Source organism: Geobacillus sp. Sah69, assembly GCF_001414205.1.
GTDB classification, from domain to species: domain Bacteria; phylum Bacillota; class Bacilli; order Bacillales; family Anoxybacillaceae; genus Geobacillus; species Geobacillus stearothermophilus.
The window spans coordinates 270,089-292,677 of the sequence record NZ_LLKS01000019.1 but is presented as its reverse complement, the minus strand read 5'-3'; the positions used below and the strand labels follow the sequence as shown (position 1 = coordinate 292,677).

Here is a 22,589-nt window from a genome sequence, read left to right as displayed (position 1 = left end):
TTGGTTAAACTGCGTTATAATGAAAGGTTAGTACGCTAATCAAAGGGGTTTTGCTTCTATGAATATTGTCTGCACGACATTGAACGCCAAATACATTCATATGAACCTCGCCATCCGCTATTTAAAAGCATACGCTCAGCCCGAGTTTGACGTCAAACTCGTTGAGTATACGATCAAAGACCCGGCGCTGAACATCGTCGCCGATTTGTACCAGCGCCGGCCGGATGTCATCGGCTTCAGCTGCTACATTTGGAACATTGAAGAGACGATCAAAGTCGCCAAAATGTTAAAAAAAGCAGCGCCGCACATTCTCATCGTCGCCGGCGGCCCGGAAGTGTCGTACGATGTACGCGAATGGATGGAGCGGGTGCCGGAGTTTGACTTTATCGTCGTCGGCGAAGGAGAGGAAACGTTTAAACAGCTGCTTTTCGCTTTAGACGGCCATGGAGACGTCCGTGATATCGCCGGGCTCGCGTTTCGCGACGGGGGCCGCATTGTCATCAATCCGCAGCGAAACAAAGTCCGCCTTGCCGACATGCCGTCGCCGTTTCGCTTTCCGGAAGACATTCCCCATCTTCCGAACCGGGTCGTGTATGTTGAAACGAGCCGCGGCTGCCCGTTCAGCTGCCAATTTTGCCTGTCCTCGATCGAAGTCGGCGTCCGCTACTTTGACCGCGAAAAAATCAAAGACGACTTGCGCTACTTAATGCGGCACGGGGCGCGGACGATCAAGTTCGTCGACCGGACGTTCAACATCAGCCGCAGCTATGCGATGGACATGTTTCGCTTTTTAATTGATGAACATGTGCCCGGAACAGTATTTCAATTTGAAATTACCGCCGACATCATGCGTCCCGAGGTGATCGAGTTTTTAAACCGCGAAGCGCCGCCCGGCCTGTTCCGCTTTGAAATCGGCGTCCAGTCGACGAACGACGAAGTGAATCGGCTCATTATGCGCAAACAAAACTTCGCCAAACTTTCGCGAACGGTAACGATGATTAAAGAGGGCGGGAAAATCGCCCAACATTTGGATTTGATCGCCGGTCTTCCCGAAGAAGACTACAACTCGTTCCGAAAGACGTTTAACGACGTATTCGCCCTCCGCCCGGAAGAACTGCAGCTTGGGTTTTTGAAACTGCTGCGCGGCACTGGGTTGCGCCTGCGCGCCCATGAATACGGCTACGTCTATATGGATCATGCGCCGTATGAAGTGCTCGCCAACAACGTCTTGTCGTTTGATGACGTCATCCGCATCAAGCAAGTGGAAGACGTGCTTGAAAAATATTGGAACGCCCATCGAATGGACGAAACGATCGAGTACTTGGTGACCGATGTGTTCCCGTCGCCGTTTGACTTTTTCCAGCAGTTTGGCACGTATTGGGATGAGCGCGGCTGGGCGCGCATCGGCCACCAACTGGAAGACTTGTTCCGCCGCCTGCATGAATTTTTGCGCACAGCCGTCCCGGACGCGCTGCCGGTCGCCGAGTCGCTTATGAAATACGACTATTTGCGCAACCAAAAATACAAACCACGCAAGCCGTGGTGGAATGAGAAAACGGACAAAACGGCGCGCACGGCCATCTACCGTGCGCTGCTTGAGCGCCCCGAGGTGCTTGGGGAGGACTTTGCCGCCCTCGGGATCGGGGAAAAGGAGCTGTTTAAACATACGGTCGTGGAAATCGTGCCGGTTGATGTCGGCCGCTATATCGCCGCGAAGCAGCTCTCGTTTGCACCAACCGTCATCGTCGCCTATTTTGATCCGTCCGGAACCGGCGCAACGCTGTTTTCCGCGCCGCTGTCCGCCTTGTCCGCTTCGGCATCCGCCTAACGGCCAAACGCCGGAGGCACGGCTTTTTTGTGCACCACGTGAAAAAGCAGGGAGCGTTATCCCTGCTTTTTTCGTTCCTTTTCATTTTCTTTCGCCCGTTTTTGTTCCTCCATGATCCAAAGCGGCTCGTGGGCAGCGAAATCGCCCCATTCAAACGCCATTTCTTCATTCGTTCGAGCGGGCCGCTTCTTATGCTCTTTACCCATCCCCGCCTCCTTGCCGCCCTTTTTTCGAATTGCGGTTCGCGCCGCGGATCATGTCCTCCTCGCCGGCATATTGTGCCGCAAATTCGGTATCCGGCAAACTTTCCGTTGGCGTTTTATTGTTGTTTTTCGCTGCGTCAAATTTCACTTTTCGCTTCATCATCGTTTCGTCTCCTCCTCATCAACCGTTTTCCGCTCATAAGCGACAAGCACAATTTCTTCTCCTGTTTCTTCACGCAGCCGCTGTTCGAGTTGCTGGAGCTGGCGAAGCGTCCCCTCTTGCAGGCGGGCAACCGGGAATGCAATGTCAGTCACATCGATCCTCCTTCCCGCATTTTTTCTTATCGTGTCTCCGCTGCGCCAACTTTATGCGCCGCTATGGTTTGAGTACCACTTTAACTTCCCTCCGAAAGAAGTCTCCTACTTCTAAACGTGAAGGTGCGCCAGCATCAGTGAAAGTGGGAGATGAATTTCGGTTGGCGTTAGCCAACGAATAGGATAGAATATGGCTAGAACGGACACCTTCGGAACGAAGGGAAGCGTAAAGGGTTCTTGTGTGTGGCTTACCGTTCAGCGAACACACACAAGTCGCTTGAAGCCCCCACCTCTAAGCGAAGCGTAGGTGGTGGGTAGTTCACTGAAGCCGTCTTTTTTTCATCGAAAATCTCGTATGCATATTGCGCCTCGTCAAGAGGAAGACGGTTCGTGATGATATCAGTCGGGTCGAATTTTCCTTCGACGATCCATTCGTACAGCGTCGGAATGTAATGAATGACCGGCGCCTGCCCCATTTTCAGCGTAATGTTGCGCGAAAGCACGCGCAAATATTCAGCTTGCCCGCCCGGGTAGCCGCCAAACGTTTCAGAATAGCCAAAGTTATGCCTTGGTATGTGACGGCTCTCATCCTCTTCCTCCTTTCTCTCCTTCCGGACGGATCAGCCAAACGACAAGAGCTCCGCCAAGCAACGCCAGCCCGCTGAGCAAGAACAAAAGCGGACCGGCGCCGCCTTTCATCAGCCAGGCTGCCAACGGCGGTCCGGCAGCCACGCCGATAAAACGAAGCGAACTGTAAAACGATGTCACCGTCCCGCGCTCGCTTTTCTCAATTCCTTCCGTGATAAGCGCATCTAAACACGGCAGCGCAGCGCCGATGCCGATGCCGGCTACCGAGAACAACACCAGCCAAACGGAAAGGGATGAATGAAGGGGAACGAGGGCCAACGCAGCCGCCAATAGAACGGAGCCGGCTGCAGCGCCCCATTTCATCCGCTGTTTCCGGTCGCCAATCGCTTTCCCGGCCGCAAATGAAGCGAGGCAGAGCGCCCCGAGCGGGATGGCGAGCACCCATCCTTTCCTCATTCCATCAATGCCATACACATCTTCAAGACGGCTTGAAAGGAAAAATAAAAACGCAAACAACACAAGCATCAACAAACCGCCGATGACAAACACCCCGATCAGCCAACGCCCTTCGCGGCGGAAAATCTCCGCCACCACCGCAATAAAATCCCGAAACGGCAACGGCCGCTCCCGACGCGCCGGCACCTGGATGGACCAAACCATCATTGCTGCCGATAGCAGGCAAAAGACAAGGAACGAAAAAAACGGAAAAAACCAAATGATGCCAGCCAGCATCGCCCCGAGAATCGGGCTTAGCACTTTGCCGAACGTGTTCGCCGTTTCAACCGTCCCTAAACAGCGGCTTGCCTCCTCCTCATCCGGAAACAAATCCCCGACAAGCGGCAAAACGATCGGAAACGCCCCGGCCGCCCCGAGCCCTTGCAACATGCGCCCGGCGATCATCCAGCCGTACGGGTCGCTCACCCGCCAAGCAGCCCATCCCGCCAGCCCCCCTCCCACCGCCGCCAGCAACAGGCTTGGAACGATGACCATTTTTCTCCCGATGCGGTCGCTTATATATCCGGCCAGCGGAATGAACAAAATCGCCACAACGGAATACATCGTGATCAGCAGGCTCGACTGCAGCGGCGTGATGTCGAGATGCCGTTCCATCGCCGGCAGCACCGGGATGAGCATCGAATTGCCCAGCGTCATGACAAGCGGAATCGAGGCAAGCGCAGCGACCGCCCACCCCTGACCAGCCTGCCTCCCTGCCGCTTTTGACAGCTGCACCGTCCATTCCATCGCTTCGGTCCCTTTCTTATGAAGTCGATATTTCCACTTATATGATGTGCGTTTTTCTGTGAAAATAATGAATCCATGAGCGGTTATTTTCATGCTTGGGTGGCGAGTAAAAGCTTACTCATGGATGTTTTTAATGGAAAATTAATCCTGTAATTCCCAACCATATCTCTTTGTTCGATCGTCCATACTAATCATACCTCATCAAAAAACCATCAAGGAGGAATTTCATATGGCTCGTTCAAGCAACAAACTGCTTGTTCCAGGCATCGAACAAGCGTTGGAACAAATTAAGTACGAAATCGCCCAAGAGTTTGGCGTACAGCTCGGGGCTGGCACGGTTTCGCGCGCCAACGGCTCCGTCGGCGGAGAAATGACGAAACGGCTCATTGCTCAAGCACAAAGCGAATTGGCAGGCCGAAAAACGGAATAAAGCCGAGCGGAATCACTCGGCTTTTTTCATTTTGGCATCCATCGCTTTCAAATGGCGGTGGACGTCGGCTTGGCGGCGATCTTTCTTGTTGTTGCGGTCGTCATCTGCTGTCTTTTTGGTTGCATAATGCCCCCCAACCGCGATGGACGGGCGCTTCCATGACTCCCTTTTTTAGGGGGAATTTCCCTGCCTGAAGGGGAACTTTCTTTATTTGAATCGGGGTTTTTCCGCATGAAAAAAGAGTGAAACGCGGTGTTGCCGAAAAATTTGACATAATGGAAAAAGGGGCTGTTTCCCCATTTGGGTCAACCCCTTTTTCATTGTTTGGCCGTTCATCCGGCATTTTCTTCCGTCCGTGCCATTTTATTCAGCTCACTATGCTTGCGGCCGTAGATAAAGTAAATCACTAAACCGATCAGCAGCCACGAGACAAAACCGATCCATGTCATCGCCGGAAGCTGAAGAACGAGGTAGCCGCAGAACAACACGGCCAAAATCGGGATGACTGGGACAAACGGAACGCGGAATGCCCGCTTTAAGTCCGGCTGTGTTTTACGCAGCACCAACACGCCGATCGAGACGGTGATAAAGGCAAAGAGCGTGCCGATGTTCGTCAGTTCCGCCAATTTATTGAGCGGAATGATGCCGGCAAATACCGCTACAGCCGCTCCCGTCAGCCACGTATTGACATACGGCACTTGGCGCGTCGGGCTGATGCGGGCAAACACTTTCGGCAACAAACCGTCGCGGCTGATGGCGTAGAAGAGACGCGTCTGCCCATACATCATCACAAGGAGCACGGTCGTAATGCCGGCGATCGCCCCGAGCGAAATAAAGCCTGCCACCCAGTCTTGGTGGATATAGTTTAACGCAAACGCCACTGGGTTTTTCACGTTGAGCTGCTCGTACGGAACGATGCCTGTCAATACGAGCGAAACCACAATATACAACAATGTGCACACAAGCAACGAGACGATGATGCCAATCGGCATATCGCGCTGCGGATTGCGCACTTCTTCTGCCGCCGTCGACACCGCATCAAAGCCGATGTAAGCGAAAAACACCGTCGCCGCGCCGGCTGCCACCCCAGAGAAGCCATACGGCATAAACGGCGTCCAGTTTTCCGGTTTGACATACCAAACACCGACCGCCAAAAAAAGCAAGATGACAGCCACTTTAATAAAAACGACAATCGTATTGAAACGGGCCGATTTTTTCGCCCCTAAATTCAATAAAAACGTAATGAACAGAATAATTAAAATCGCTGGCAAATCGATGAACGTCCCTTTCTCCGGATCATATGCGCTCGTCAATGCTTTCGGGAGTTCGATGCCAAAACCGGCAAGCAACCCTTGGAAATAACCGGACCAACCGACGGCAACCGCCGACGAAGCAACCCCATATTCCAAAATCAAATCCCAGCCTAAAATCCAAGCGATGAGCTCACCAAACGTGGCATAGCTGTAAGTGTAAGCACTCCCCGCCACTGGCACCGTCGAGGCGAACTCGGCGTAGCAAAGCGCCGCAAACACACACGCCAATCCTGATAAGATGAACGAAAGAACAAGTGCTGGGCCGGCATGTTCCGCCGCCGCCACCCCGGTCAGGACGAAAATGCCTGTCCCGATGATGGCGCCGATGCCGAGCATCGTCAAGTCGAATGCACCTAACTCTTTTCGCAGCGAAGCTCCTTTTGCCCCCGATTCTTTCATAAGCAACTGAATCGGTTTTTTACGAAACAAATTCATAGATGTCTCCCCTTGTCGTTTTTTGTAGAAAATTGTTGAATTTTATTGTCGAATACAGTTGTCATTCTACATGATCCTTGTTTTTTTGTAAAGTGCGAAAATAAGAAAAACAACAAAAAACTTTTTCCGTTTTGTGCGGCAAAGCAAAAAAATAGTTTTCAAAAATAACAAAAGAATCAATTTACAAATTTTTCAGATAAATGTATAATGAATGTGTGACAAATTTGTGTCAAGAAAGGGGGATTCACATCCGCCGCTTGCGGAAGAACATTCCATTACTCATTTTGAAAACGCTTTAATACAAATAAGGAGGGATCACGATGGCAGTGAAAAAGGAATCATGGGTCAATCAAGGGAGCGAACTATGAAACCATTGCCCAATCCGCTTCATTCCGCGGGCTCATTCAGGCGAAGAAGCGCTTCATCATCCCAGCCACCGTCTTTTTCTTCGTCTTTTACTTCGCCCTTCCGGTGTTGACGTCGTATTCGAAAGCGCTCAACGCACTAGCAATCGGACCGGTCAGCTGGGCGTGGCTGTTTGCCTTTGCGCAATTTATCATGACATGGGCCTTATGCATCCTTTATTCGAAACGCGCAGCACAATTTGATGCCATCGTCGAGCCATTTATTCCGTCTTGATCGTCGGCGTTTTGATGACGGTGTACGTCGTCTTCGGCGGCATGACGGCAACGAGCTGGGTGCAAATCGTCAAAGCCGTCTTGCTGATGGTCGGTACGTTTATCATTTCCATCATCGTCTTTGCTAAATTCGATTTCAGCATCGCCAAAATGTTCCATGAAGTCAAAACCGCGACACCGCTTGGCGAAGCGTTTTTAAACCCGGGCAACAAGTTTAAAGACCCGCTCGATACGATTTCACTCAACTTGGCGCTCGCGTTGGGGACGGCCGGGCTGCCGCACATTTTAATCCGCTTCTTTACGGTCAAAGACGCCCCGACTGCGCGCAAATCGGTCGTTTATGCAACATGGATCATTGGGCTTTTCTACGTCATGACGATCTTTTTAGGCTTTGGCGCCGCCGCGTTTGTCGGCTATGACAAAATCGTCGCCGCCAACCCGGGCATCATCTCGATTCCGCTCGGCTTTATCGGTGCGATCGTTGGCACGCTCGTCTCGTCGAAAAAATCGGATGAAAAGAAATATACGGAAATTGTCGTCAAAGCAAATACTGGGATAGGACGCGTGTAACACAGCAAAGAAGGGGCTGGCCCAAAACGTGCTTGCGTTTGGGCCAGCCCCAATTAGCATCTGTAGATGAGCAAATTCACTGACATAAATTGACAACTAAACAAAAAAGGAGACATGAACCCGATTCCTTGGTTAGAATAGATGTACCACCAACTATCCACAAGGAGGTTCATGTCTCATGAATAGATTAGCACATCACCAAGGAATCCACAAGTTTTTCTTCACGCTGGGGTTGACGCTGCAGCTTTCCAAACCGGTCATCAAGCATCTCATTCATATTGTCGATGCCTTGACCACCAAGGGATTCTCGGGAACATTGACTGATATTCATTACTGGAGCTTTCATCCGAATCATCGAACGACGCTCAGTCACTTTTTCACGAAAAGCCCTTGGAACGAGGAAAGGCTGCTTGGGAAGCTTCAAGAGTGGATCCTTTCCCAGGTCGAACGACTGGCCAAACGGAAGAATCAACCCCTTTTTGTTTCGATTGATGATACGATTTGCCAAAAAACAAAGCCTTCGTCACGGGCTGTGCACGCCATTCAAGGGTGCGACTGGCACTACTCGCATAAAGATCATCAATCGGTCTGGGGGCATTCGCTCGTTTGGCTGATGGTGCACACCTTCACGCAGGCGTTCCCATTTGCGTTCCGCCTGTATGACAAGAAAGCGGGAAAAAGCAAGATCGACCTGGCGATCGAGATGCTTTCCTCGCTCAAGGTGAAGCGGGCTCAGCGGGTGTATGTGCTCATGGATTCGTGGTATCCGTCTAAGAAGCTCATCGAAGCCTGTCTGAAACAGGGATTCCATGTCATCGCGATGCTCAAGACGAACCGGATTCTCTACCCGAAAGGCATCGCCATCCAAGCCAAGCAGTTTGCCCGCTATATCGAGTCCAAAGACACCCGCCTCGTCACGGTGGGGCAGGAGCGTTATCGCGTGTATCGCTATGAGGGGGCCATCCATGGCCTCGATGACGCGGTGGTGCTGCTGGCTTGGAAGGCGGATCAGCCGATGGCGCCGGAACATCTTCATTGCATCTTGAGCACCGACCGGGAACTCGGGGACGAAGACATCTTGCGTTACTAYGCYCAGCGYTGGACGATCGAGTGCTTTTTCCGGCAGGCGAAAGATCAACTGAAGCTGGATGGATACCGCGTTCGCCACATTCGGGCGGTGAAACGGTATTGGGCGGTGGTGCTGCTCTCCTGCGTGTACAGCATCGCCGAATCCCGMCAAAACCTCTCCACCGGGCTGGAGCTTCTTCGGTCGCGGAAAGRCCACAGCGTCGTCGAGTTCATTTATGACGCTGCAAAGCAAGATATTCCCATTGATGTGATCAAAAAACAGCTCCGTATCGCGTAAGGGGTACCCTGTTTGTCTCTCTAACCATGGAAATTATTGTAATGAAAAATGCTCATCTACAGTTAGCATTATAACAGTTTGTATAGGTAATATTCATTTACAAATTCCCCATTCACTCTTAACGATTGAACTCTCTCGCCTTCTAATACGAACCCCATCTTCCTATATAAGTTGAACGCCTTATCGTTCCCTTTCATGACCGTAAGTCCTAATCTCAAAATTCCAACTTCCTTTGCCCACTCAAACGCTTTGTTGAATAGTTTCGTGGCAATGCCCTGTCCTTGATAGTCTTCAAGAACTCCCAAAACAACATTGGCAGAATGTCGATTTCGTTTTACATCGCCTCCTATGACAGCAAGGAACCCGACAAGCTTGTTTTCCGTTTCAGCAACAAAGATCATTTTATTCGGCTCAGACAACATTCTTTCAATCGATTTACTTTGTTGCTCAACCGTTGTTTGCCGTTCGCCAGGCTCAAATAACATAAAACCAGATTCATCAATTTTTTTGCACAACTCCAAGAAATGTTCCGCATCGCGAACTTCAATCGGTCTGATCATCATTTTTTCTTTCTCCCTTTATCATCCTTTATGCCGTCGCCGTACGGTGAAACACCTTCGCAAACTGCGTATACCGCTCCACTTGGCGGCGGTCGACGTCATAGCCGATGCCGGGAGCGTCCGGCACGCGGATCAAGCCGCCGTGCACCTCAACTTCCGGCGTGATGATATCCCGCTCCCAATAATGCGACGACGCGGCGGTGTCGCCGGGAAGGGTGAAGTTTTCCAACGTCGTGATCGCGATGTTGTGGGCGCGCCCGACGCCTGCTTCCAGCATCCCCCCGCACCAGACCGGCGCACCGCGCTCAGCGCAAAGATCGTGGATGCGCTTCGCCTCGCCAAGCCCGCCAACGCGCCCGATTTTGATGTTGATGATGCGGCAGCTGCCAAGGTCAAGCGCCTTGCGCGCATCGTCATAGGAACGAATGCTTTCATCAAGGCAAACCGGCGTCTGAAGAAGCGGCTGCAGCCGAGCGTGATCGACAAGATCGTCAGCGGCGAGCGGCTGCTCGATCATCATCAGCCCGAATTCATCGAGCGCTTTCAGCCGATCCGCATCGGCAAGCGTATACGCTGAATTGGCATCGGCCATAAGCGGCACGTCAGGAAACGCGCGCCGCACGTCGCGGATGACATCAACGTCCCATCCCGGCTTGATTTTCACCTTGATCCGCCGGTACCCTTGCGCCACATACCGTTCCATCACCTGAAGCAGATCGGCAACCGTCGGCTGGATGCCGATGCTGACGCCGACTTCAATGTCCTTTTTCGTTCCTCCGAGAGCTTGAGAAAGCGGAACGCCGAGCCGCTTGGCGTACAAATCCCATACCGCCCCCTCAAGCGCCGCTTTCGCCATGTTGTTTTGGCGGATGGCAGAAAAGCGCTTTGACAGCTCCTCCGGGTGGTGAATCGGCTCAGCCAACGCAAGCGGCACAAGGAAATCCTCGAGCATATGCCAGTTCGTTTTCACCGTTTCCTCGCTGTACCACGGGGCGGAAAATGCGACCGATTCGCCCCAGCCGGAAACGCCGTCGCCATCGACAACTTCCACTAAAATCAACTCTTTCCTTTGAAACGTGCCGAAGCTCGTCGTAAACGGCGCCTTCAACTCCATTTGCAAATGGCGCAATATGACGTACTCGATGTTGATCGTCATTCTTCTTCCCCTTTCTGCTGCCATCGTTCACTCCGCCGCTTCCATATGTAATAAAGCACCCCTTCCTCCAGGCAGCGCCAAGCGCCGGCGGCAATCCATCCTTCCGCAAGCAGCCGCTGAAACAAGGCGCGCGTCGCCAGCCGCCACTCAAGCGCCAGCGCGAAATCCTGCTCTTTCAGCTGCGGAAAGTCAAGCGGGATGGCTGTCAACAGCAACGGCGCCGCTGTTCCATCGATGTCTCTCAGCACCGGCTGCAATAGGCCGTCAGCCCTTTGCCCTGCCTCGAGCACCGTCAGACTTCTGGCCTTGAGAAGATCAGCTTTAGCCAAGCTCCGCTCCCCGGTCGGACGCTCATCAAGCCGCCATTCGACGATGAAGCGGTCAGACGGCAGTTGACCGTTCAACGCGTCATTCATTTCGCCGTAGCAGTTTTCCACATACTCGACGCCAACAGCCCCAAGCTTCGCCAAGTTCAAATAGCCGTTGCGGCTTTGCAGCGGGTCATACGTCCAGCGGATGACTCGGTAGCCGCGCCGCCGCGCTTCTTCCGCCTGCTTCCTTTTCAGACGGTAGCCGATTCCTCGGTCGCGAAAGGAAGCATCAATCCCCATCATATGGGAACAAAGATACACTTCCCCGTTTCGAAACCCAGGGAAGCTATACACAAAGCCGACGAGTTTCCCGTCCATATACGCGCCGATCACAATGCCGCCGTTTTTTGCCGCCGTCAACGTTTGATGGAGCGGAACCGGCGCTGTTTTCCAAATCTCCTCCTCAAGCTTGGCCATCTCTTTCAACTGTTCGATCGTCTCAATGATTTGCAGTGACAGAGACACGCCCGTTCTCCCCCTGCAGCGCAAACGTCGCAAACGTATTGATGACCGTTCGCGCCAAAATTTCCACACCGGAAAGCAAATCATCGCGCCGGAACGTCATGTTCGGGTGATGGAGCCCCGGACGCAAGTCGCAGCCCAATCCGAGCATCGTTGTTTTCAGCTCCGGTTTTTGAAAGGAATAAAAATGGAAATCCTCTCCTCCCGATGTCACAACCGGCGGAACGCATTTTTCCGTCCCCAAGGCCGCGATAATCGCCTCCTCCATCATCCGCACCGCATCTGGATCAGGATGAGCGGCGACAATGCGCGTCCGTTCCACTAGTTCAATCTCCGCCCCATAAATGGCAGCGACCCCGTTGATCACATGACGCAGCCCTTCAACGAGCCGCTCCATCGCCTCGTTCGTTTGCGCCCGCAAATCAAGGGCGAATTCCGCGTAGCCCGGGATCGTGTTCGCATCTTTTTCACCGGCGTGAAACTTCGTCATTTTGATCGACGCCGGCACTTGGGGATCGACATGAATTTTGCCGAGCTCTTGCACAATGGTGCTGCCGACTTCAATGACATTGACGCCTAAATGCGGCCGCGCCGCGTGCGCCGCCACACCGCGGATCCGCCCTTCGATGCATTGCGCCGCCCCATGGATGATCGCCGGCGCCGCATATCCGCCTTTCACTTCTTGAATCGGCCGCAGGTGAACGCCGTATAAAAACGACACGCCGTCGACCGCTCCTTTTTCGATCAGCTTTAACGCCCCTGTTCCTTTCTCCTCGGCCGGCTGGAACAAAAACCGGAGCGTCCCCGGCGGCTCATAGCCGATGCGGCGAAGCAGCTTCGCCACCCCGAGCACGATCGTCATGTGGGCATCATGTCCGCACGCATGGTTCGGCTGCCAAACGCCGTTCACTTCTTGCCAAAGCGCATCCATATCGCTGCGCACCCCAACCGTAAACGGCCCGGCGCCGATTTCCGCCACCACACCCGGGCAATCGGCAAACGTCCGCACCCGATATCCTTCGCGCTCCAACTCTCGGCGGAGAAATTCAGTCGTTTGCCACTCTTCCCAGCTGATTTCTGGATGGCGGTGAAGGTGATCGAAAACCTCCCATAGCTCCGCTTTCATCTGCTCGATAATGTCTTTCATTCCACTCTCCCCCGCTGTTTCAAAATCAATAGAAAAAACATCGTTATATTCATTATAATATTCAGACAAACAAATACAACGATAGGCAAATGATTGAAAAAAACAGACACGTGCCATTACGGGCGGCGCTTTACCAGCTGGTTGACGACCTCAGAAAAAATGAGCCCCATCGCAATCGCCCCAGAAATCATGAACGCTTTTGCCGCTAGTGAAATGGCCGCATTGTAATCGTTCATGACAACATGGCGCATCGCCTCAAACGCTGTTCCGCCCGGCACAAGGGGAATAATGCCAGAAACGATAAAAATCGTCGCCGGCGTTCGATAGCGGCGGGCGAACCCGTTGCTTACAAAAGCGACGAAAAACGCCGCTGCAAACGTGGCGGCAACACCGTCCACCCCCGACCGGGCGGCGGCCATATACATCGCCCAGCCGCTCATGCCGACAAATCCACTGTGCGGCAGCAATCGTTTCGGAATATTGAAAATGACGCCAAACAGCGATGACGCCACAAAGCTAAGCAACAGCTGCACAATCATCATCGGTACTCCCTGCTAACGAATCGATAAAATAAAGGCAATGCCGGTGCCGATCGCAAACGCGGTTAAAAACGCCTCAGCACCGCTCGACAAACCGGCGATCAAATGGCCGGCCATTAAATCGCGCACCGCATTGGTAATCGCCAGCCCCGGCACGAGCGGCATCACCGAGCCAATCATCATGTTTCCTACGTCCCTGACAAATCCGGCACTTTCCATCAACAGCACGATCCCACCGGCGACAAAAGCGGAAAAAAATTCAGCGAAGAATCGGATTTTCACGAACCGATGCATCATTTCAAAACACCAAAACGCCATTCCACCAGAAAGAAGGGAAGGGAGAAAATGATTCATGCCGCCTAACAGCGAGGCAAAACAAGCGCTCGCCGCCGCTGCGGCAACGGTTTGCTGCCAAAGCGGATAACCGAGTGGCAGCTGCTGAACGCGTTCCAGTTCTTTGCGCGCTCCGTCGAGCGACAGTTCGCCGCTGCTGATGCGGCGGGAAATGTGGTTGACAAGCGCCATCTTGGATAAATCGGTCGAACGCTCGGAAATGCGAATAAACCTTGTTACATTCGTTCCCTCAACGGAAAACATAATGCCCGTTGGGGTCACATAGCTGTGAGAGCGGGAAACACCGAACGAAGCGGCGATGCGCCCCATCGTATCTTCCACCCGGTACGTCTCCCCACCGCTTTCAAGCATCAATTTTCCCTCTAATAAACAAACATCAACAATGTCATCCACCCGCTCCGTCATGACCGATTTGCTCCTTTCGTTTTCACCCGGCATGGCATTGGCCATCCCGTTTTCCCCTGCCGGGCGCTCATCGCAAAAACAAACTCCCACCAAACAAATTGGCAGGAGCCGCCTCGGATATCGTCTTTGTCAAACTTGTTTCCATTATAGCAAACAAGCGGTTGACTACCAAACCGTGAAGGAACTCTCACCATTTCCCTTTCTTTCCTATTTTTCTGTTTCTTTCGCCTGATTTTTCGCTCTCACAGTCGAAAAATAGCGCACCGGCGGAAGACGAGACAGCGGTTCAACAAAATGAACAAACGAACACCAGCACAAAAATCGAAACGAACTCGTCCCCCACGCAAGCGATCAAGATAGAAACAAAAGGGAATATGTACCATAAAACTGCTGCCAGCGCCAAAGCAAACGGTCAAAAACACCAAGCGGCGGTTGCTGTGAACAAACAAACAGAGTCTCGTGTCTCGGTTTCCCATTCACAACAACTGAAGCAGGCAGCTGCACCGCAAGTGAAAGCCGACCATCCGGCAGGCCAAGGGAAACAGAACAAGCAAGAAAACAATAGAAAATGAGTTCCGAATGACATACTCCCGCCACCTGCGTATTATGAGTTCTTCATTTAAAATGAGAAAGGGGCTGACCCAAAAGGCTGTCTGACTTCAAGATAGACACGAAATATAGTGCGGAAGAAGCGGTCAATGCCGTATATAGAGAGACGAAAGGGGGTGTCCTGATCCTTTTGGGACACCCTCTTGGCGTTTGGCCATGTGCAACGCCGCTCCCTTTTCCCTGTTTCTTCAGTTGTCCGTTTTGCTTTCGACCGCTTCTCTCCTTTACGCTCACGTCGAATGATGGCGGTTCTCCCGCTCCGAGATGATTTTCGAAATACGCACAAACCCCAACATACAGAGAATCGTGATCCCCCAACCAATGCCTTCGCGAATGACAATCGCACGGTCAAACGCTTCGACGTCGTAGCGAACGATCAAGTACGCCTTAATCGCCGCCAACAGCCCGTCGCGCAAAGCAAAACCAACAGTGATCCATTGAAAAAGTGAAAAGACATCACGTTCCAAAAACCGTCTTTTCATGACCGAGCGCGGAGCCCCCTGCATTTCCACAAAATCAAGAGAAAAATAAAGCAACAACGGGCGCTTGACAACGACCGTCACCAAAAAAAAGACAGACAAAACAATCGAGTACCAGACGTCATTCCATAACATCTGCAACGCAGAGCCAGCGAATATGTTCAACAGCGTACTAACGGCCAGATTAACAATCAAAAACGTGCCGGACCATTGCACTTTGCGAATACGCCAATAGCGATAAACGGTATAAACCGCTCCCGGCACGGTACAAATCAACATCGCCCCGTACTCCCCAACCGGGCTGCGCAATGCATGCCAAAGCACGATCGGAAACACCACATAGAATACGACATCAAACATGACCATCCGCTTCCCCACCACTTGTCTCCTCACTCTCCCTTTCTCTTTTCACATACGCCCTCATCATTCACCGAGTTCCGCGCCAATGACTCGCATCCTTTTAGCCTCAATCCAAGCCGACACCTCTCCCACCCCCGCTTCTTCTCCATCAGCGTGAACGGGGACGGGAGCGGCGGGGCGAATGTGCACGTTCCGCCCGGCAAACACGGAAACTTCTTTCATTCGCACATGCCCGCCCCAAAATACGGTTAAAAACAGCCCAAGAATTTTCCAACGCTGCATCGGCCCGACGACCGTCACATGAAGCAAGCCGTCATCACCCCGGGCGAACGGGGCGATGCGCATTCCCCCACCGTAGTATGGGTGATTCGAAACCGTTGCCAGCCAGGCCTTCAAAAACGAATAATTCTGTCCATCCACACAAATATCAAGGTCAACCGGTTGATAGCGAAACAACTCTCTTACTAAATAAAACACATAAATGAACGAACCGAGTCCAAAACGATTCAGCCTCCCTTTCCATTTTGAACGGTTGGCCATGCGGGCGATATGGGCGTCAAAACCGCAGCCGACGCTGTTGGCAAACGCGCCGTCGGGCACGGATAATCCCTTTTCTTACCTATTGGCGGTTTGTTTCATTTTTCCTCTCGGCGAAATAAGAAAAATCCGAACCCGCAAACCGGATTCGGATCAGTCATCATTCCTCACCGATAATTTTCACTTCCAGCTCTAAATCAACTCCGAACTTCTCCTTTACGGTTTTGCGCACCATGTCGATCGTCGCGATGTAATCGGCAGCCGTCGCATTGTTTTTGTTAATGATGAATCCGGCGTGCTTCGTCGACACTTCCGCACCGCCGAATCCTTTTCCCTGAAGGCCGCTGTCTTGGATGAGCTTGCCGGCAAAATAGCCCGGCGGCCGCTTAAACACGCTGCCGACCGACGGATACTCAAGCGGCTGTTTCGATTCGCGCTGAAATGTTAAATCATCCATTTTCGCCTTGATTTGTGCATAGTCGCCCGGCTGCAGGGAAAAGACGACTTCAAGCACAATATCATGCGTCCGGCTGATGATGCTTGTTCGATAACCGAGCTCCAGTTCCTCGTTTGTCAATGTTTTCAACTCGCCGGCGAGCGTCGCCACCTTGACATGGTCAAGCACATCTTTCACTTCCCCGCCGTACGCTCCGGCGTTCATCATAATCGCCCCACCGACCGACCCCGGAATGCCGCAGGCAAACTCCAACCCGGTGAGATGTTGTTCGAGCGCGAACCGCGACACCGCTTTAATATCCGCCCCGCTTTGGGCGATCACGTTGTTTCCTTCACGCCAAATGCGGTTGAGATGCTTCAGCTGCATGACAATGCCGCGCAGCCCGCCGTCGCGGATGATGACGTTCGAACCGTTGCCGAGAAGGGTAAACGGCAGGCCGTACTCCTCTTTCAGCCGCAACACCTCGATGACTTGCTCGTACGTTTCCGGCCAGACCAGAAAATCAGCCTTGCCGCCGATCCGCACTAATGTATGGTTTTTCATCGGCTCATCGCGCAGGACGTTTCTTTCCCCACAAATCTCTACGAGTCTTTGATAAATATGTTCCGCACGTTTCATCGTTCTGTCTCACCTTCTTCTCTCATTCCATGCCGCTTGGCGGCATTCATTCCACATCGTTTCCATTATCGCCGGAATCGCGCCGCATATCAAGTGGGCAATGTTCCTTATTCTGTTTTATTCGGGACTGGGCGGAAAGGTGACGTTTTTGCCGGACGGAAAAAGCAATCTACAGGAAACGGAGCACCCTTCGCGTGCAGAAAAGTGGAGCGGTCTGTCCGCTGAAAAAACGGAACCGCGTTACGCGATCCAAGATCAACCCCCATCACCTTTGTTTCGTGTCGCGGTTCCACTTCAAATGTGACCGCAACAGCCAAGTACCATTTCTTTCTCCTTGCAACGATTACATGGTATCGTTTTTTTTTCATCATCATTCAATTATGAAGAAAACGGCTCGCTTTTATCCCCCCCTCGAGGAGTGGGCTTTCTCGCTCGCTGATCTGTAATGCGGACGAGAGCAAAGAGGTTTACAATCATATACATATGGAAAAAATGGTAACAACCATTTCATGGGAGGGAGTCCATTGCACGACGCACACGACGCATTAGCAGAGGTCAGCGCCATTCTCGGCCGGTCGAAAGAGGCGCTCAGCCAGTTTCAAGCGATTTTAGAGCCGACAATTGAACAAGCGGTTGATGATCATGAACGGCTGTATTGGCATCATATTTACGAAGAAGAGGAGCACCGATTTGACCGTTTGGCCGCCCTGCTTCCAAAGTTGGAGGAGGCATTGGCGGACGAAGCGTTCTTATCGCGGGAAAACGGCGACTTTTTGCGCCTGTTGCAAGACATCAGCCTAGAAAAATTCGGCTTGCACAACTTTTTGGAGCATCTCGATTTGTCGTTGTTTCATTATAAAGGGACGGAACATGAACCGGCGATTGCGGCACTGCGCGACATGACCGCTGCGGACTACCAACAGATGAAAGCCGCTCTCGAAACGCTCAACCGTGCGCTCGATGCGCCATTGTCTTTCGACGCTTCAGTGCCGACGGACGAAAAAGAGCATCAAAAAGACCATTTGAAACTGGCTCAGTACGCTGTCCCTCCTTCCGACCCGGCGCCTGTCCGCCCATCGATCGGAACGAGACGGCAACTGACAGTCGGCAGCTTAAAACACGGATAAGAAAGGAGAGGAAACATGGATAAAATGAAGCTGTATCCAGAAGCCCCGCTCACAAGCAGCCAATGGGGCGAGCTTGACGAACTGGTCATTGAAACGGCGCGGCGCCAGCTCGTCGGCCGCCGATTTATCGATTTGTACGGTCCGCTCGGCGAAGGTGTCCAGTCGGTCGCCAACGATATTTATATGAACCCGGAACAGGGGGACATGAGCTTCCACGGCAAAGAGCTGAGCCTTTCCGAGCCGGCGCGCCGCGTGCATTTAACGATCCCGCTTTTGTATAAAGACTTTATTTTGTACTGGCGTGACATTGAACAGGCGAAACAGCTCGGCAGCCCGATCGACTTTTCCGCCGCCGCCAACGCCGCCCAGCAGTGCGCGCTGCTCGAGGACGATTTGATTTTCAATGGTTCAACTGAATTTGATGTGCCGGGCATTATGAACGTCAAAGGAAAAATCGCCCACATTCGCAGCGATTGGATGAAATCGGGCAACGCCTTTACTGACGTCGTCGAAGCACGCAACAAGCTGCTTCAGCTCGGCCATACCGGCCCATACGCGCTCGTCTTGTCGCCGGAATTGTATGCGTTGATCCACCGCGTCCATGAAGGAACGCACGTGCTTGAAATTGAGCACATCCGCGAGCTGATGACCGCCGGCATTTACCAAACTCCGGTCATTAAAGGCAAACGCGGCGTCGTCATTGACACCGGCCGGCAAAACATCGACCTCGCTGTCGCGGCCGACATGCAAACTGCGTTTTTAGACACAGAAAATATGAACTACCTATTCCGCGTCTATGAGTCCGTCGTACCGCGCATCAAACGTCCAAGCGCCATCTGCACGCTCGAGGATCCGAACGAGTCAGCATGAGCAGCGCCTGATCCGGAGAAGCGACACGCGGGCTTCCCTTGCCATCAAACAGCAAGAACGGCATATGGCCAGCGATCCGCGCCATGAAAACGAGGCTACAGCAAATTCCCTTTAACGAAGACGCGCCCGGACGATAGGGGAGATCGCCGGGCGGTTTCTTGATTTTCCCATTAAGCGGTGCGGGCCGTTTGTCCTTGAACGTTGGAGACGAGCAGCGACAATTCGGGGCTGAGCGCCTCAACACCGATGTCATCGATAATCATTTTCGCTTCCCGCCAAAAATGAACGGTATAACTGCCTTCATAAATCTCAAAGAGGCGTTTTAAATAGCGCCGCTTGTTGTTGATGGCTTCCCGTTTATAAGCGGCGTTGTTCAGCTCACGAATTTTTTTATGTTCAGGCGCAGAGATGACGCTGATGTCATGAACGTTGACGATGAGCCGTTCCCCTTGTTCGGTCACAAAACCGACCGAATAGTATTGGGCGCCTAGTTGATCGATATGAACGATGCAGACGTTTCGATATTCTTCGCCGGAACGGAGGCGGAGAAGCGCCGCTTCCACCGCGCCGCCGACTTTTCGCTCGTTGGCCAAAATCGCTTTCATATCGCGCAGTCCGTTCATCGGAATGCCCATGGTGTCTCCCCCTTGTCCCTAGCCAAGATGGCGTTTTCGCAATTCCTTTTACTATTATGATACCAATCATTCATTCGGATGTAAATGAGATTCATTTTCAAACTAACCATGTAATTTAAAGGAGATGTGTAAAAAAATGGATAAAACATTCACGGTCGGCTCACTGAAGCCTGCCGTCCGGCCATCGGAGCGCTCCATTTCTGCCGCGCCGCCTAAGCCCGATGGGCCGTCCGCCGTGCGGCCGTCTGTCATTCAAATCGAACAAAAAGGGAAAACGTTCACCGTGCAGCCAGCCCCCGGCGTTTCGCTTCTTGACGCCGCCCTAGGACAAGGTGTTCTGCTCGATCACAAATGCAAAAAAGGAACGTGTGGCCGTTGCATGGTCACCGTTCTCGCCGGCGCTCACCTTCTCGCTCCGAAAACGCGGCGCGAGCGCGAAAAAACGGATCAACCAGCCAAACGGCTTGCCTGCCAAGCACAAATCCAATAAGCCGAGCGCTATTTTAGCACGATCGGCTTATTTTTTCCCATGCAACCGCTCCCACCTACTTTCTCTCATTGCCTGACTCTTTACGCCATGGTATGATGGTGAGAAATACAAAAAACGGAGGGGATGCCTATGAGAACGGTCACCTTAACCGACGTCTTTGCCCATCCGATTGCGCAAAAATATTTAAAACGATCCGGCCTCGCCCACGCCATCACCGCGGCGTACCATGCCTACCACCTTGCCCTCCGCCACGGAGTAAACGTCGACTTGGCGACAAAAGCGGCACTGCTTCATGATATCGGCCATTACACATGGTACAAAAACGGCCGTTGGGACTACGAACAATACCGGCAAAACGACATCCATGCCATCAAAGGGGCCGAGCGCGCCCATAAGCTGCTGATCCGCCTTGGCGAACATCCGCAAAACGCTAAGGAAATTGCCCTGGCGATTTTGCTTCATACCGATTCCTACCTTCCAGAAGGAGAATGGAAACGAACGCCGCTTCAAGCCATCGTCAAATGGGCCGACGAAGCCGACGAGGAGCCCGGCGGCCGCCACCATTATCGAACGATCAGCGACGACTTAGCGTGGAAAAAAATCCGCCAGCTCGACGAACTCGTCAGCCGTCAGCACGGAAAAGAGCGACTCGGGGATATTGTTTGACCGCTTGCCTTGATGTCGCCATTCCCCTTGAACAGACGCGAAACATCGCCACGAACAATGTATGCTCTGAACGGAAACAGCTCACCCTTTCATCAGGTGGGCTGCTCGCGCGCCAGCGACACAGAACGATACATACCATCGAATGCCCTCTTATATCCTCATCGTCCACTCACGCTTTAAGTTTGGCGTGTTGCTCAAGCCACTCTTTTCGTTCTGATGGGTACACGTACGTGTAACACGTGTACTTCTCGCCATCAGCATCTATGGCGGTCACGGTGATCCGTTCATAATGGTTAGGCTGTCCCGGGCCGTGATACCCTTCAAGCTGGTCAAGTATGGCAAGCGCCGTTTCCGGGTCGCCAAGCTGGTTATAGGCGATGGCGCTTGAACCCAGCTGAGCGAAACGTTGAAAAATCGCTTCCCCCCCTCTTCAGCCATACCTCGTCATTGTCGTGCTCCTCTTCCACGAGCCACTGATTCAATTGCTCGCGCAGCCGTTCGATTTCCTGTTTTTTCCCCACTTCTCCCGTCCCCTTTCGCATTCAAAAGCAAGTTTTTTCTCATTATACCAAGGTAAGGCGCCCAAGCCTACCGTCCGACAACAAGCCGCAACATCTCTTTTCCTTTTCTCTTCCCCATTGTATAATGCAGCGAGAATCCCTCCGTTAATCATGTTTTCCGGCAAAAAACCGCGTTGGACGATGCCCCAACGCGGTTTTCCTTACAGCTCATCAAACCCATTATCCACTTGCACTTTCGTATATTGGCGCGGTTTTTGCTCGAAGAAGTCTGATTTGCCGAGGTCGACTTCTTCATACGCTTTAATCCAGCGGAGCGGGTTCGTCCGATAGCCGTCAAACGGGCGGTCAAAACCGAGCTGATGAGCGCGGACGTTGGCGTAAAACTTAATGTACGCTTCCAAATCAGCCAAGTCGATGCCATCGATGTCATTCCCGATGATTTCCCCGGCCCATTCGATTTCCAGCTCAGCCGCTTTCGTAAACGTTTCACGGACAAAATCGGAAAGCTCCGGCGTCCGATACTCCGGGTATTCGTTCAACACTTCCTTGAAAATTTTTGTAAACAAATCAACATGAATGTGCTCGTCACGGTTGATGTAATTGATCATCGTGCTCGTCGCCACCATTTTTTGCTGGCGCGCGAGGTTGTAGAAAAAGGCGAACCCCGAGTAGAAAAACAATCCTTCTAAAATAACGTCAAAGACGATCGACCGCAGCAAGTTCTCCACGTTCGGCTCTTCGGCAAACGCCTTGTAGCCGTTCGTCACAAAATCGTTCCGCTTGCGCAGCGTCGGTTCGTTTCGCCAAAAGTCGAACACTTCATCTTGCTTTGCTTTCGGCACAAGGCTCGAGAGCACGTACGAATACGAATGGTTGTGAATGACTTCCTGCTGGGCAAGCATGATCATCAAGGCATTGATGCTTGGATCGGTAATGTAATCCGCCACACGTCCCGCGTAATCGGTTTGAATGCTGTCAAGCAGCGCCAACAGGCCGATGATTTTCAAAAACGCCTCCTGTTCGCGGGCGGTCAGCTGCGGAAACTGCTTCACATCTTGGGCCATATTGATTTCAAACGGTGTCCAAAAGTTGGCGAGCATTCGCTTATATTTCGCATACGCCCATGGGTAGGCGATATCGTCCCAGTTCAACACATTCGAGCAGCGGCCGTTGATAATGCCCGTCGAACGGTTCGGCGCCTCTGGATCCATAATCGGCCGTTTGACTAAGCTGATTGTCATGATCCATTCCTCCCTTTCAGCTAAGCTTCGGCGTGAATCTTTCCCCGGAATCGGCAA

At 52.5% G+C, this 22,589-nt stretch carries 27 protein-coding genes and 2 pseudogenes; 10 read left to right on the top strand and 19 right to left on the bottom strand.

What is annotated here, in order from left to right:
• Positions 1-58: 58 nt before the first annotated feature.
• Entirely contained in the window at positions 59-1,828 is a 1,770-nt protein-coding gene (locus AP057_RS03325) for a B12-binding domain-containing radical SAM protein (protein WP_055358055.1), read from the top strand.
• A 56-nt stretch (positions 1,829-1,884) separates the two neighbouring features.
• Here the strand turns inward: AP057_RS03325 and AP057_RS17405 are convergent, their stop codons facing one another.
• From AP057_RS17405 to AP057_RS03310, 5 genes are all read right to left on the bottom strand, one after another.
• Positions 1,885-2,034, bottom strand: a complete 150-nt coding sequence (locus AP057_RS17405) for a hypothetical protein (protein ID WP_196332684.1) — start codon at positions 2,032-2,034, stop codon at positions 1,885-1,887.
• Entirely contained in the window at positions 2,027-2,194 is a 168-nt protein-coding gene (locus AP057_RS17400; protein ID WP_011230441.1) for a hypothetical protein, read from the bottom strand. The genes AP057_RS17405 and AP057_RS17400 overlap by 8 nt, the downstream gene beginning before the upstream one ends.
• A complete protein-coding gene (locus AP057_RS17395; protein WP_162839643.1) occupies positions 2,191-2,346 on the bottom strand; it encodes a hypothetical protein in 156 nt (51 codons plus the stop codon). The genes AP057_RS17400 and AP057_RS17395 overlap by 4 nt, the downstream gene beginning before the upstream one ends.
• Positions 2,347-2,594: 248 nt before the next feature.
• Entirely contained in the window at positions 2,595-2,855 is a 261-nt protein-coding gene (locus tag AP057_RS16890) for a hypothetical protein (protein WP_049624198.1), read from the bottom strand.
• Positions 2,856-2,931: 76 nt separating this feature from the next.
• Positions 2,932-4,176, bottom strand: coding sequence for an MFS transporter (locus tag AP057_RS03310; protein WP_055358054.1), 1,245 nt, complete (start codon positions 4,174-4,176; stop codon positions 2,932-2,934).
• A gap of 229 nt (positions 4,177-4,405) precedes the next feature.
• Here AP057_RS03310 and AP057_RS03305 point away from each other — a divergent pair, with 229 nt between their 5' ends.
• A complete protein-coding gene (locus AP057_RS03305) occupies positions 4,406-4,606 on the top strand; it encodes an alpha/beta-type small acid-soluble spore protein (RefSeq protein WP_025948410.1) in 201 nt (66 codons plus the stop codon).
• Positions 4,607-4,938: 332 nt separating this feature from the next.
• Here the strand turns inward: AP057_RS03305 and AP057_RS03300 are convergent, their stop codons facing one another.
• Entirely contained in the window at positions 4,939-6,354 is a 1,416-nt protein-coding gene (locus AP057_RS03300; RefSeq protein ID WP_055358053.1) for an amino acid permease, read from the bottom strand.
• Between the two features lie 320 nt (positions 6,355-6,674).
• Between AP057_RS03300 and AP057_RS15985 the strand changes: the two are divergent.
• The 3 genes and pseudogenes from AP057_RS15985 to AP057_RS03290 all read left to right on the top strand — a co-directional run bounded on the left by AP057_RS15985 (position 6,675) and on the right by AP057_RS03290 (position 8,928).
• Positions 6,675-6,993: pseudogene (locus tag AP057_RS15985) on the top strand (DUF485 domain-containing protein).
• Positions 6,978-7,454, top strand: a pseudogene (locus tag AP057_RS03295) (cation acetate symporter); the annotation flags it as partial. The pseudogenes AP057_RS15985 and AP057_RS03295, both read left to right, overlap by 16 nt.
• Before the next feature lie 286 nt (positions 7,455-7,740).
• Positions 7,741-8,928: an IS701 family transposase gene (locus AP057_RS03290; RefSeq protein ID WP_055358052.1), complete on the top strand. Its 1,188-nt coding sequence runs from the start codon at positions 7,741-7,743 to the stop codon at positions 8,926-8,928.
• Positions 8,929-8,996: 68 nt separating this feature from the next.
• Here the strand turns inward: AP057_RS03290 and AP057_RS03285 are convergent, their stop codons facing one another.
• The 6 genes from AP057_RS03285 to AP057_RS03260 form a co-directional block, all read right to left on the bottom strand.
• Positions 8,997-9,491: a GNAT family N-acetyltransferase gene (locus AP057_RS03285; protein ID WP_015374232.1), complete on the bottom strand. Its 495-nt coding sequence runs from the start codon at positions 9,489-9,491 to the stop codon at positions 8,997-8,999.
• Positions 9,492-9,516: 25 nt separating this feature from the next.
• The gene (gene menC / locus AP057_RS03280) at positions 9,517-10,644 is read right to left on the bottom strand and encodes an o-succinylbenzoate synthase (protein WP_055358051.1); all 1,128 of its coding nucleotides are present in this window, start codon (positions 10,642-10,644) and stop codon (positions 9,517-9,519) included.
• A complete protein-coding gene (locus AP057_RS03275; RefSeq protein ID WP_055358050.1) occupies positions 10,641-11,480 on the bottom strand; it encodes a GNAT family N-acetyltransferase in 840 nt (279 codons plus the stop codon). The genes menC and AP057_RS03275 overlap by 4 nt, the downstream gene beginning before the upstream one ends.
• A complete protein-coding gene (locus AP057_RS03270) occupies positions 11,455-12,624 on the bottom strand; it encodes a M20 peptidase aminoacylase family protein (RefSeq protein WP_055358049.1) in 1,170 nt (389 codons plus the stop codon). Before AP057_RS03270 ends, AP057_RS03275 begins: the two co-directional genes overlap by 26 nt.
• Positions 12,625-12,740: 116 nt before the next feature.
• Positions 12,741-13,166 carry a threonine/serine exporter family protein gene (locus AP057_RS03265; RefSeq protein ID WP_020279520.1) on the bottom strand — a complete coding sequence of 142 codons (426 nt, stop codon included), beginning with the start codon at positions 13,164-13,166 and terminating at the stop codon, positions 12,741-12,743.
• Positions 13,167-13,178: 12 nt separating this feature from the next.
• Complete coding sequence (locus AP057_RS03260) at positions 13,179-13,922, bottom strand: threonine/serine exporter family protein (protein ID WP_055358095.1); 744 nt, start codon at positions 13,920-13,922, stop codon at positions 13,179-13,181.
• Positions 13,923-14,359: 437 nt separating this feature from the next.
• On the opposite strand from AP057_RS03260, the gene AP057_RS18010 reads away from it, so the two are divergent.
• On the top strand, positions 14,360-14,494 hold the full coding sequence (locus AP057_RS18010) for a hypothetical protein (RefSeq protein WP_255350125.1): 135 nt from the start codon (positions 14,360-14,362) through the stop codon (positions 14,492-14,494).
• Between the two features lie 267 nt (positions 14,495-14,761).
• Here the strand turns inward: AP057_RS18010 and AP057_RS03250 are convergent, their stop codons facing one another.
• The 3 genes from AP057_RS03250 to murB form a co-directional block, all read right to left on the bottom strand.
• Positions 14,762-15,388, bottom strand: coding sequence for a VC0807 family protein (locus AP057_RS03250; protein WP_055358048.1), 627 nt, complete (start codon positions 15,386-15,388; stop codon positions 14,762-14,764).
• 45 nt (positions 15,389-15,433) lie between these two features.
• Complete coding sequence (locus tag AP057_RS03245; RefSeq protein ID WP_235468447.1) at positions 15,434-15,970, bottom strand: diacylglycerol kinase family protein; 537 nt, start codon at positions 15,968-15,970, stop codon at positions 15,434-15,436.
• A gap of 97 nt (positions 15,971-16,067) precedes the next feature.
• Entirely contained in the window at positions 16,068-16,982 is a 915-nt protein-coding gene (gene murB, locus AP057_RS03240) for a UDP-N-acetylmuramate dehydrogenase (protein ID WP_015374224.1), read from the bottom strand.
• A gap of 524 nt (positions 16,983-17,506) precedes the next feature.
• Between murB and AP057_RS03235 the strand changes: the two genes are divergently transcribed.
• Positions 17,507-18,109: an IMEF encapsulin system ferritin-like cargo protein gene (locus AP057_RS03235; protein ID WP_235468445.1), complete on the top strand. Its 603-nt coding sequence runs from the start codon at positions 17,507-17,509 to the stop codon at positions 18,107-18,109.
• A 15-nt stretch (positions 18,110-18,124) separates the two neighbouring features.
• On the top strand, positions 18,125-18,979 hold the full coding sequence (locus AP057_RS03230; RefSeq protein WP_055358046.1) for a family 1 encapsulin nanocompartment shell protein: 855 nt from the start codon (positions 18,125-18,127) through the stop codon (positions 18,977-18,979).
• Between the two features lie 170 nt (positions 18,980-19,149).
• On the opposite strand, the gene AP057_RS03225 is transcribed toward AP057_RS03230, so the two are convergent.
• Positions 19,150-19,614 carry a hypothetical protein gene (locus AP057_RS03225; RefSeq protein ID WP_011230416.1) on the bottom strand — a complete coding sequence of 155 codons (465 nt, stop codon included), beginning with the start codon at positions 19,612-19,614 and terminating at the stop codon, positions 19,150-19,152.
• A gap of 136 nt (positions 19,615-19,750) precedes the next feature.
• On the opposite strand from AP057_RS03225, the gene AP057_RS03220 reads away from it, so the two are divergent.
• Together AP057_RS03220 and AP057_RS03215 are read left to right on the top strand one after the other, a co-directional pair.
• On the top strand, positions 19,751-20,104 hold the full coding sequence (locus AP057_RS03220; protein WP_049626477.1) for a 2Fe-2S iron-sulfur cluster-binding protein: 354 nt from the start codon (positions 19,751-19,753) through the stop codon (positions 20,102-20,104).
• Between the two features lie 129 nt (positions 20,105-20,233).
• Positions 20,234-20,770: an HD domain-containing protein gene (locus AP057_RS03215; RefSeq protein ID WP_013146000.1), complete on the top strand. Its 537-nt coding sequence runs from the start codon at positions 20,234-20,236 to the stop codon at positions 20,768-20,770.
• Positions 20,771-20,939: 169 nt separating this feature from the next.
• On the opposite strand, the gene AP057_RS17735 is transcribed toward AP057_RS03215, so the two are convergent.
• From AP057_RS17735 to AP057_RS03210, 3 genes are all read right to left on the bottom strand, one after another.
• Positions 20,940-21,107 carry a gamma-glutamylcyclotransferase gene (locus AP057_RS17735; RefSeq protein ID WP_227412717.1) on the bottom strand — a complete coding sequence of 56 codons (168 nt, stop codon included), beginning with the start codon at positions 21,105-21,107 and terminating at the stop codon, positions 20,940-20,942.
• A 31-nt stretch (positions 21,108-21,138) separates the two neighbouring features.
• On the bottom strand, positions 21,139-21,291 hold the full coding sequence (locus tag AP057_RS17730) for a hypothetical protein (RefSeq protein WP_023633957.1): 153 nt from the start codon (positions 21,289-21,291) through the stop codon (positions 21,139-21,141).
• Positions 21,292-21,491: 200 nt separating this feature from the next.
• A complete protein-coding gene (locus tag AP057_RS03210) occupies positions 21,492-22,532 on the bottom strand; it encodes a ribonucleotide-diphosphate reductase subunit beta (protein ID WP_055358094.1) in 1,041 nt (346 codons plus the stop codon).
• Positions 22,533-22,589 lie beyond the last annotated feature (57 nt).

What these genes read in the sequence shown, in the direction of transcription:
- AP057_RS03325 (WP_055358055.1), top strand. Translation starts at nt 59, where the DNA reads ATGAATATTGTCTGCACGACATTGAACGCCAAATACATTCATATGAAC.
- AP057_RS17405 (WP_196332684.1), bottom strand. Translation starts at nt 2,034, where the DNA reads ATGGGTAAAGAGCATAAGAAGCGGCCCGCTCGAACGAATGAAGAAATG.
- AP057_RS17400 (WP_011230441.1), bottom strand. Translation starts at nt 2,194, where the DNA reads ATGATGAAGCGAAAAGTGAAATTTGACGCAGCGAAAAACAACAATAAA.
- AP057_RS03310 (WP_055358054.1), bottom strand. Translation starts at nt 4,176, where the DNA reads ATGGAATGGACGGTGCAGCTGTCAAAAGCGGCAGGGAGGCAGGCTGGT.
- AP057_RS03305 (WP_025948410.1), top strand. Translation starts at nt 4,406, where the DNA reads ATGGCTCGTTCAAGCAACAAACTGCTTGTTCCAGGCATCGAACAAGCG.
- AP057_RS03300 (WP_055358053.1), bottom strand. Translation starts at nt 6,354, where the DNA reads ATGAATTTGTTTCGTAAAAAACCGATTCAGTTGCTTATGAAAGAATCG.
- AP057_RS03285 (WP_015374232.1), bottom strand. Translation starts at nt 9,491, where the DNA reads ATGATGATCAGACCGATTGAAGTTCGCGATGCGGAACATTTCTTGGAG.
- menC (WP_055358051.1), bottom strand. Translation starts at nt 10,644, where the DNA reads ATGACGATCAACATCGAGTACGTCATATTGCGCCATTTGCAAATGGAG.
- AP057_RS03270 (WP_055358049.1), bottom strand. Translation starts at nt 12,624, where the DNA reads ATGAAAGACATTATCGAGCAGATGAAAGCGGAGCTATGGGAGGTTTTC.
- AP057_RS03265 (WP_020279520.1), bottom strand. Translation starts at nt 13,166, where the DNA reads ATGATGATTGTGCAGCTGTTGCTTAGCTTTGTGGCGTCATCGCTGTTT.
- AP057_RS03260 (WP_055358095.1), bottom strand. Translation starts at nt 13,922, where the DNA reads ATGACGGAGCGGGTGGATGACATTGTTGATGTTTGTTTATTAGAGGGA.
- murB (WP_015374224.1), bottom strand. Translation starts at nt 16,982, where the DNA reads ATGAAACGTGCGGAACATATTTATCAAAGACTCGTAGAGATTTGTGGG.
- AP057_RS03230 (WP_055358046.1), top strand. Translation starts at nt 18,125, where the DNA reads ATGGATAAAATGAAGCTGTATCCAGAAGCCCCGCTCACAAGCAGCCAA.
- AP057_RS03225 (WP_011230416.1), bottom strand. Translation starts at nt 19,614, where the DNA reads ATGGGCATTCCGATGAACGGACTGCGCGATATGAAAGCGATTTTGGCC.
- AP057_RS03220 (WP_049626477.1), top strand. Translation starts at nt 19,751, where the DNA reads ATGGATAAAACATTCACGGTCGGCTCACTGAAGCCTGCCGTCCGGCCA.
- AP057_RS03215 (WP_013146000.1), top strand. Translation starts at nt 20,234, where the DNA reads ATGAGAACGGTCACCTTAACCGACGTCTTTGCCCATCCGATTGCGCAA.
- AP057_RS03210 (WP_055358094.1), bottom strand. Translation starts at nt 22,532, where the DNA reads ATGACAATCAGCTTAGTCAAACGGCCGATTATGGATCCAGAGGCGCCG.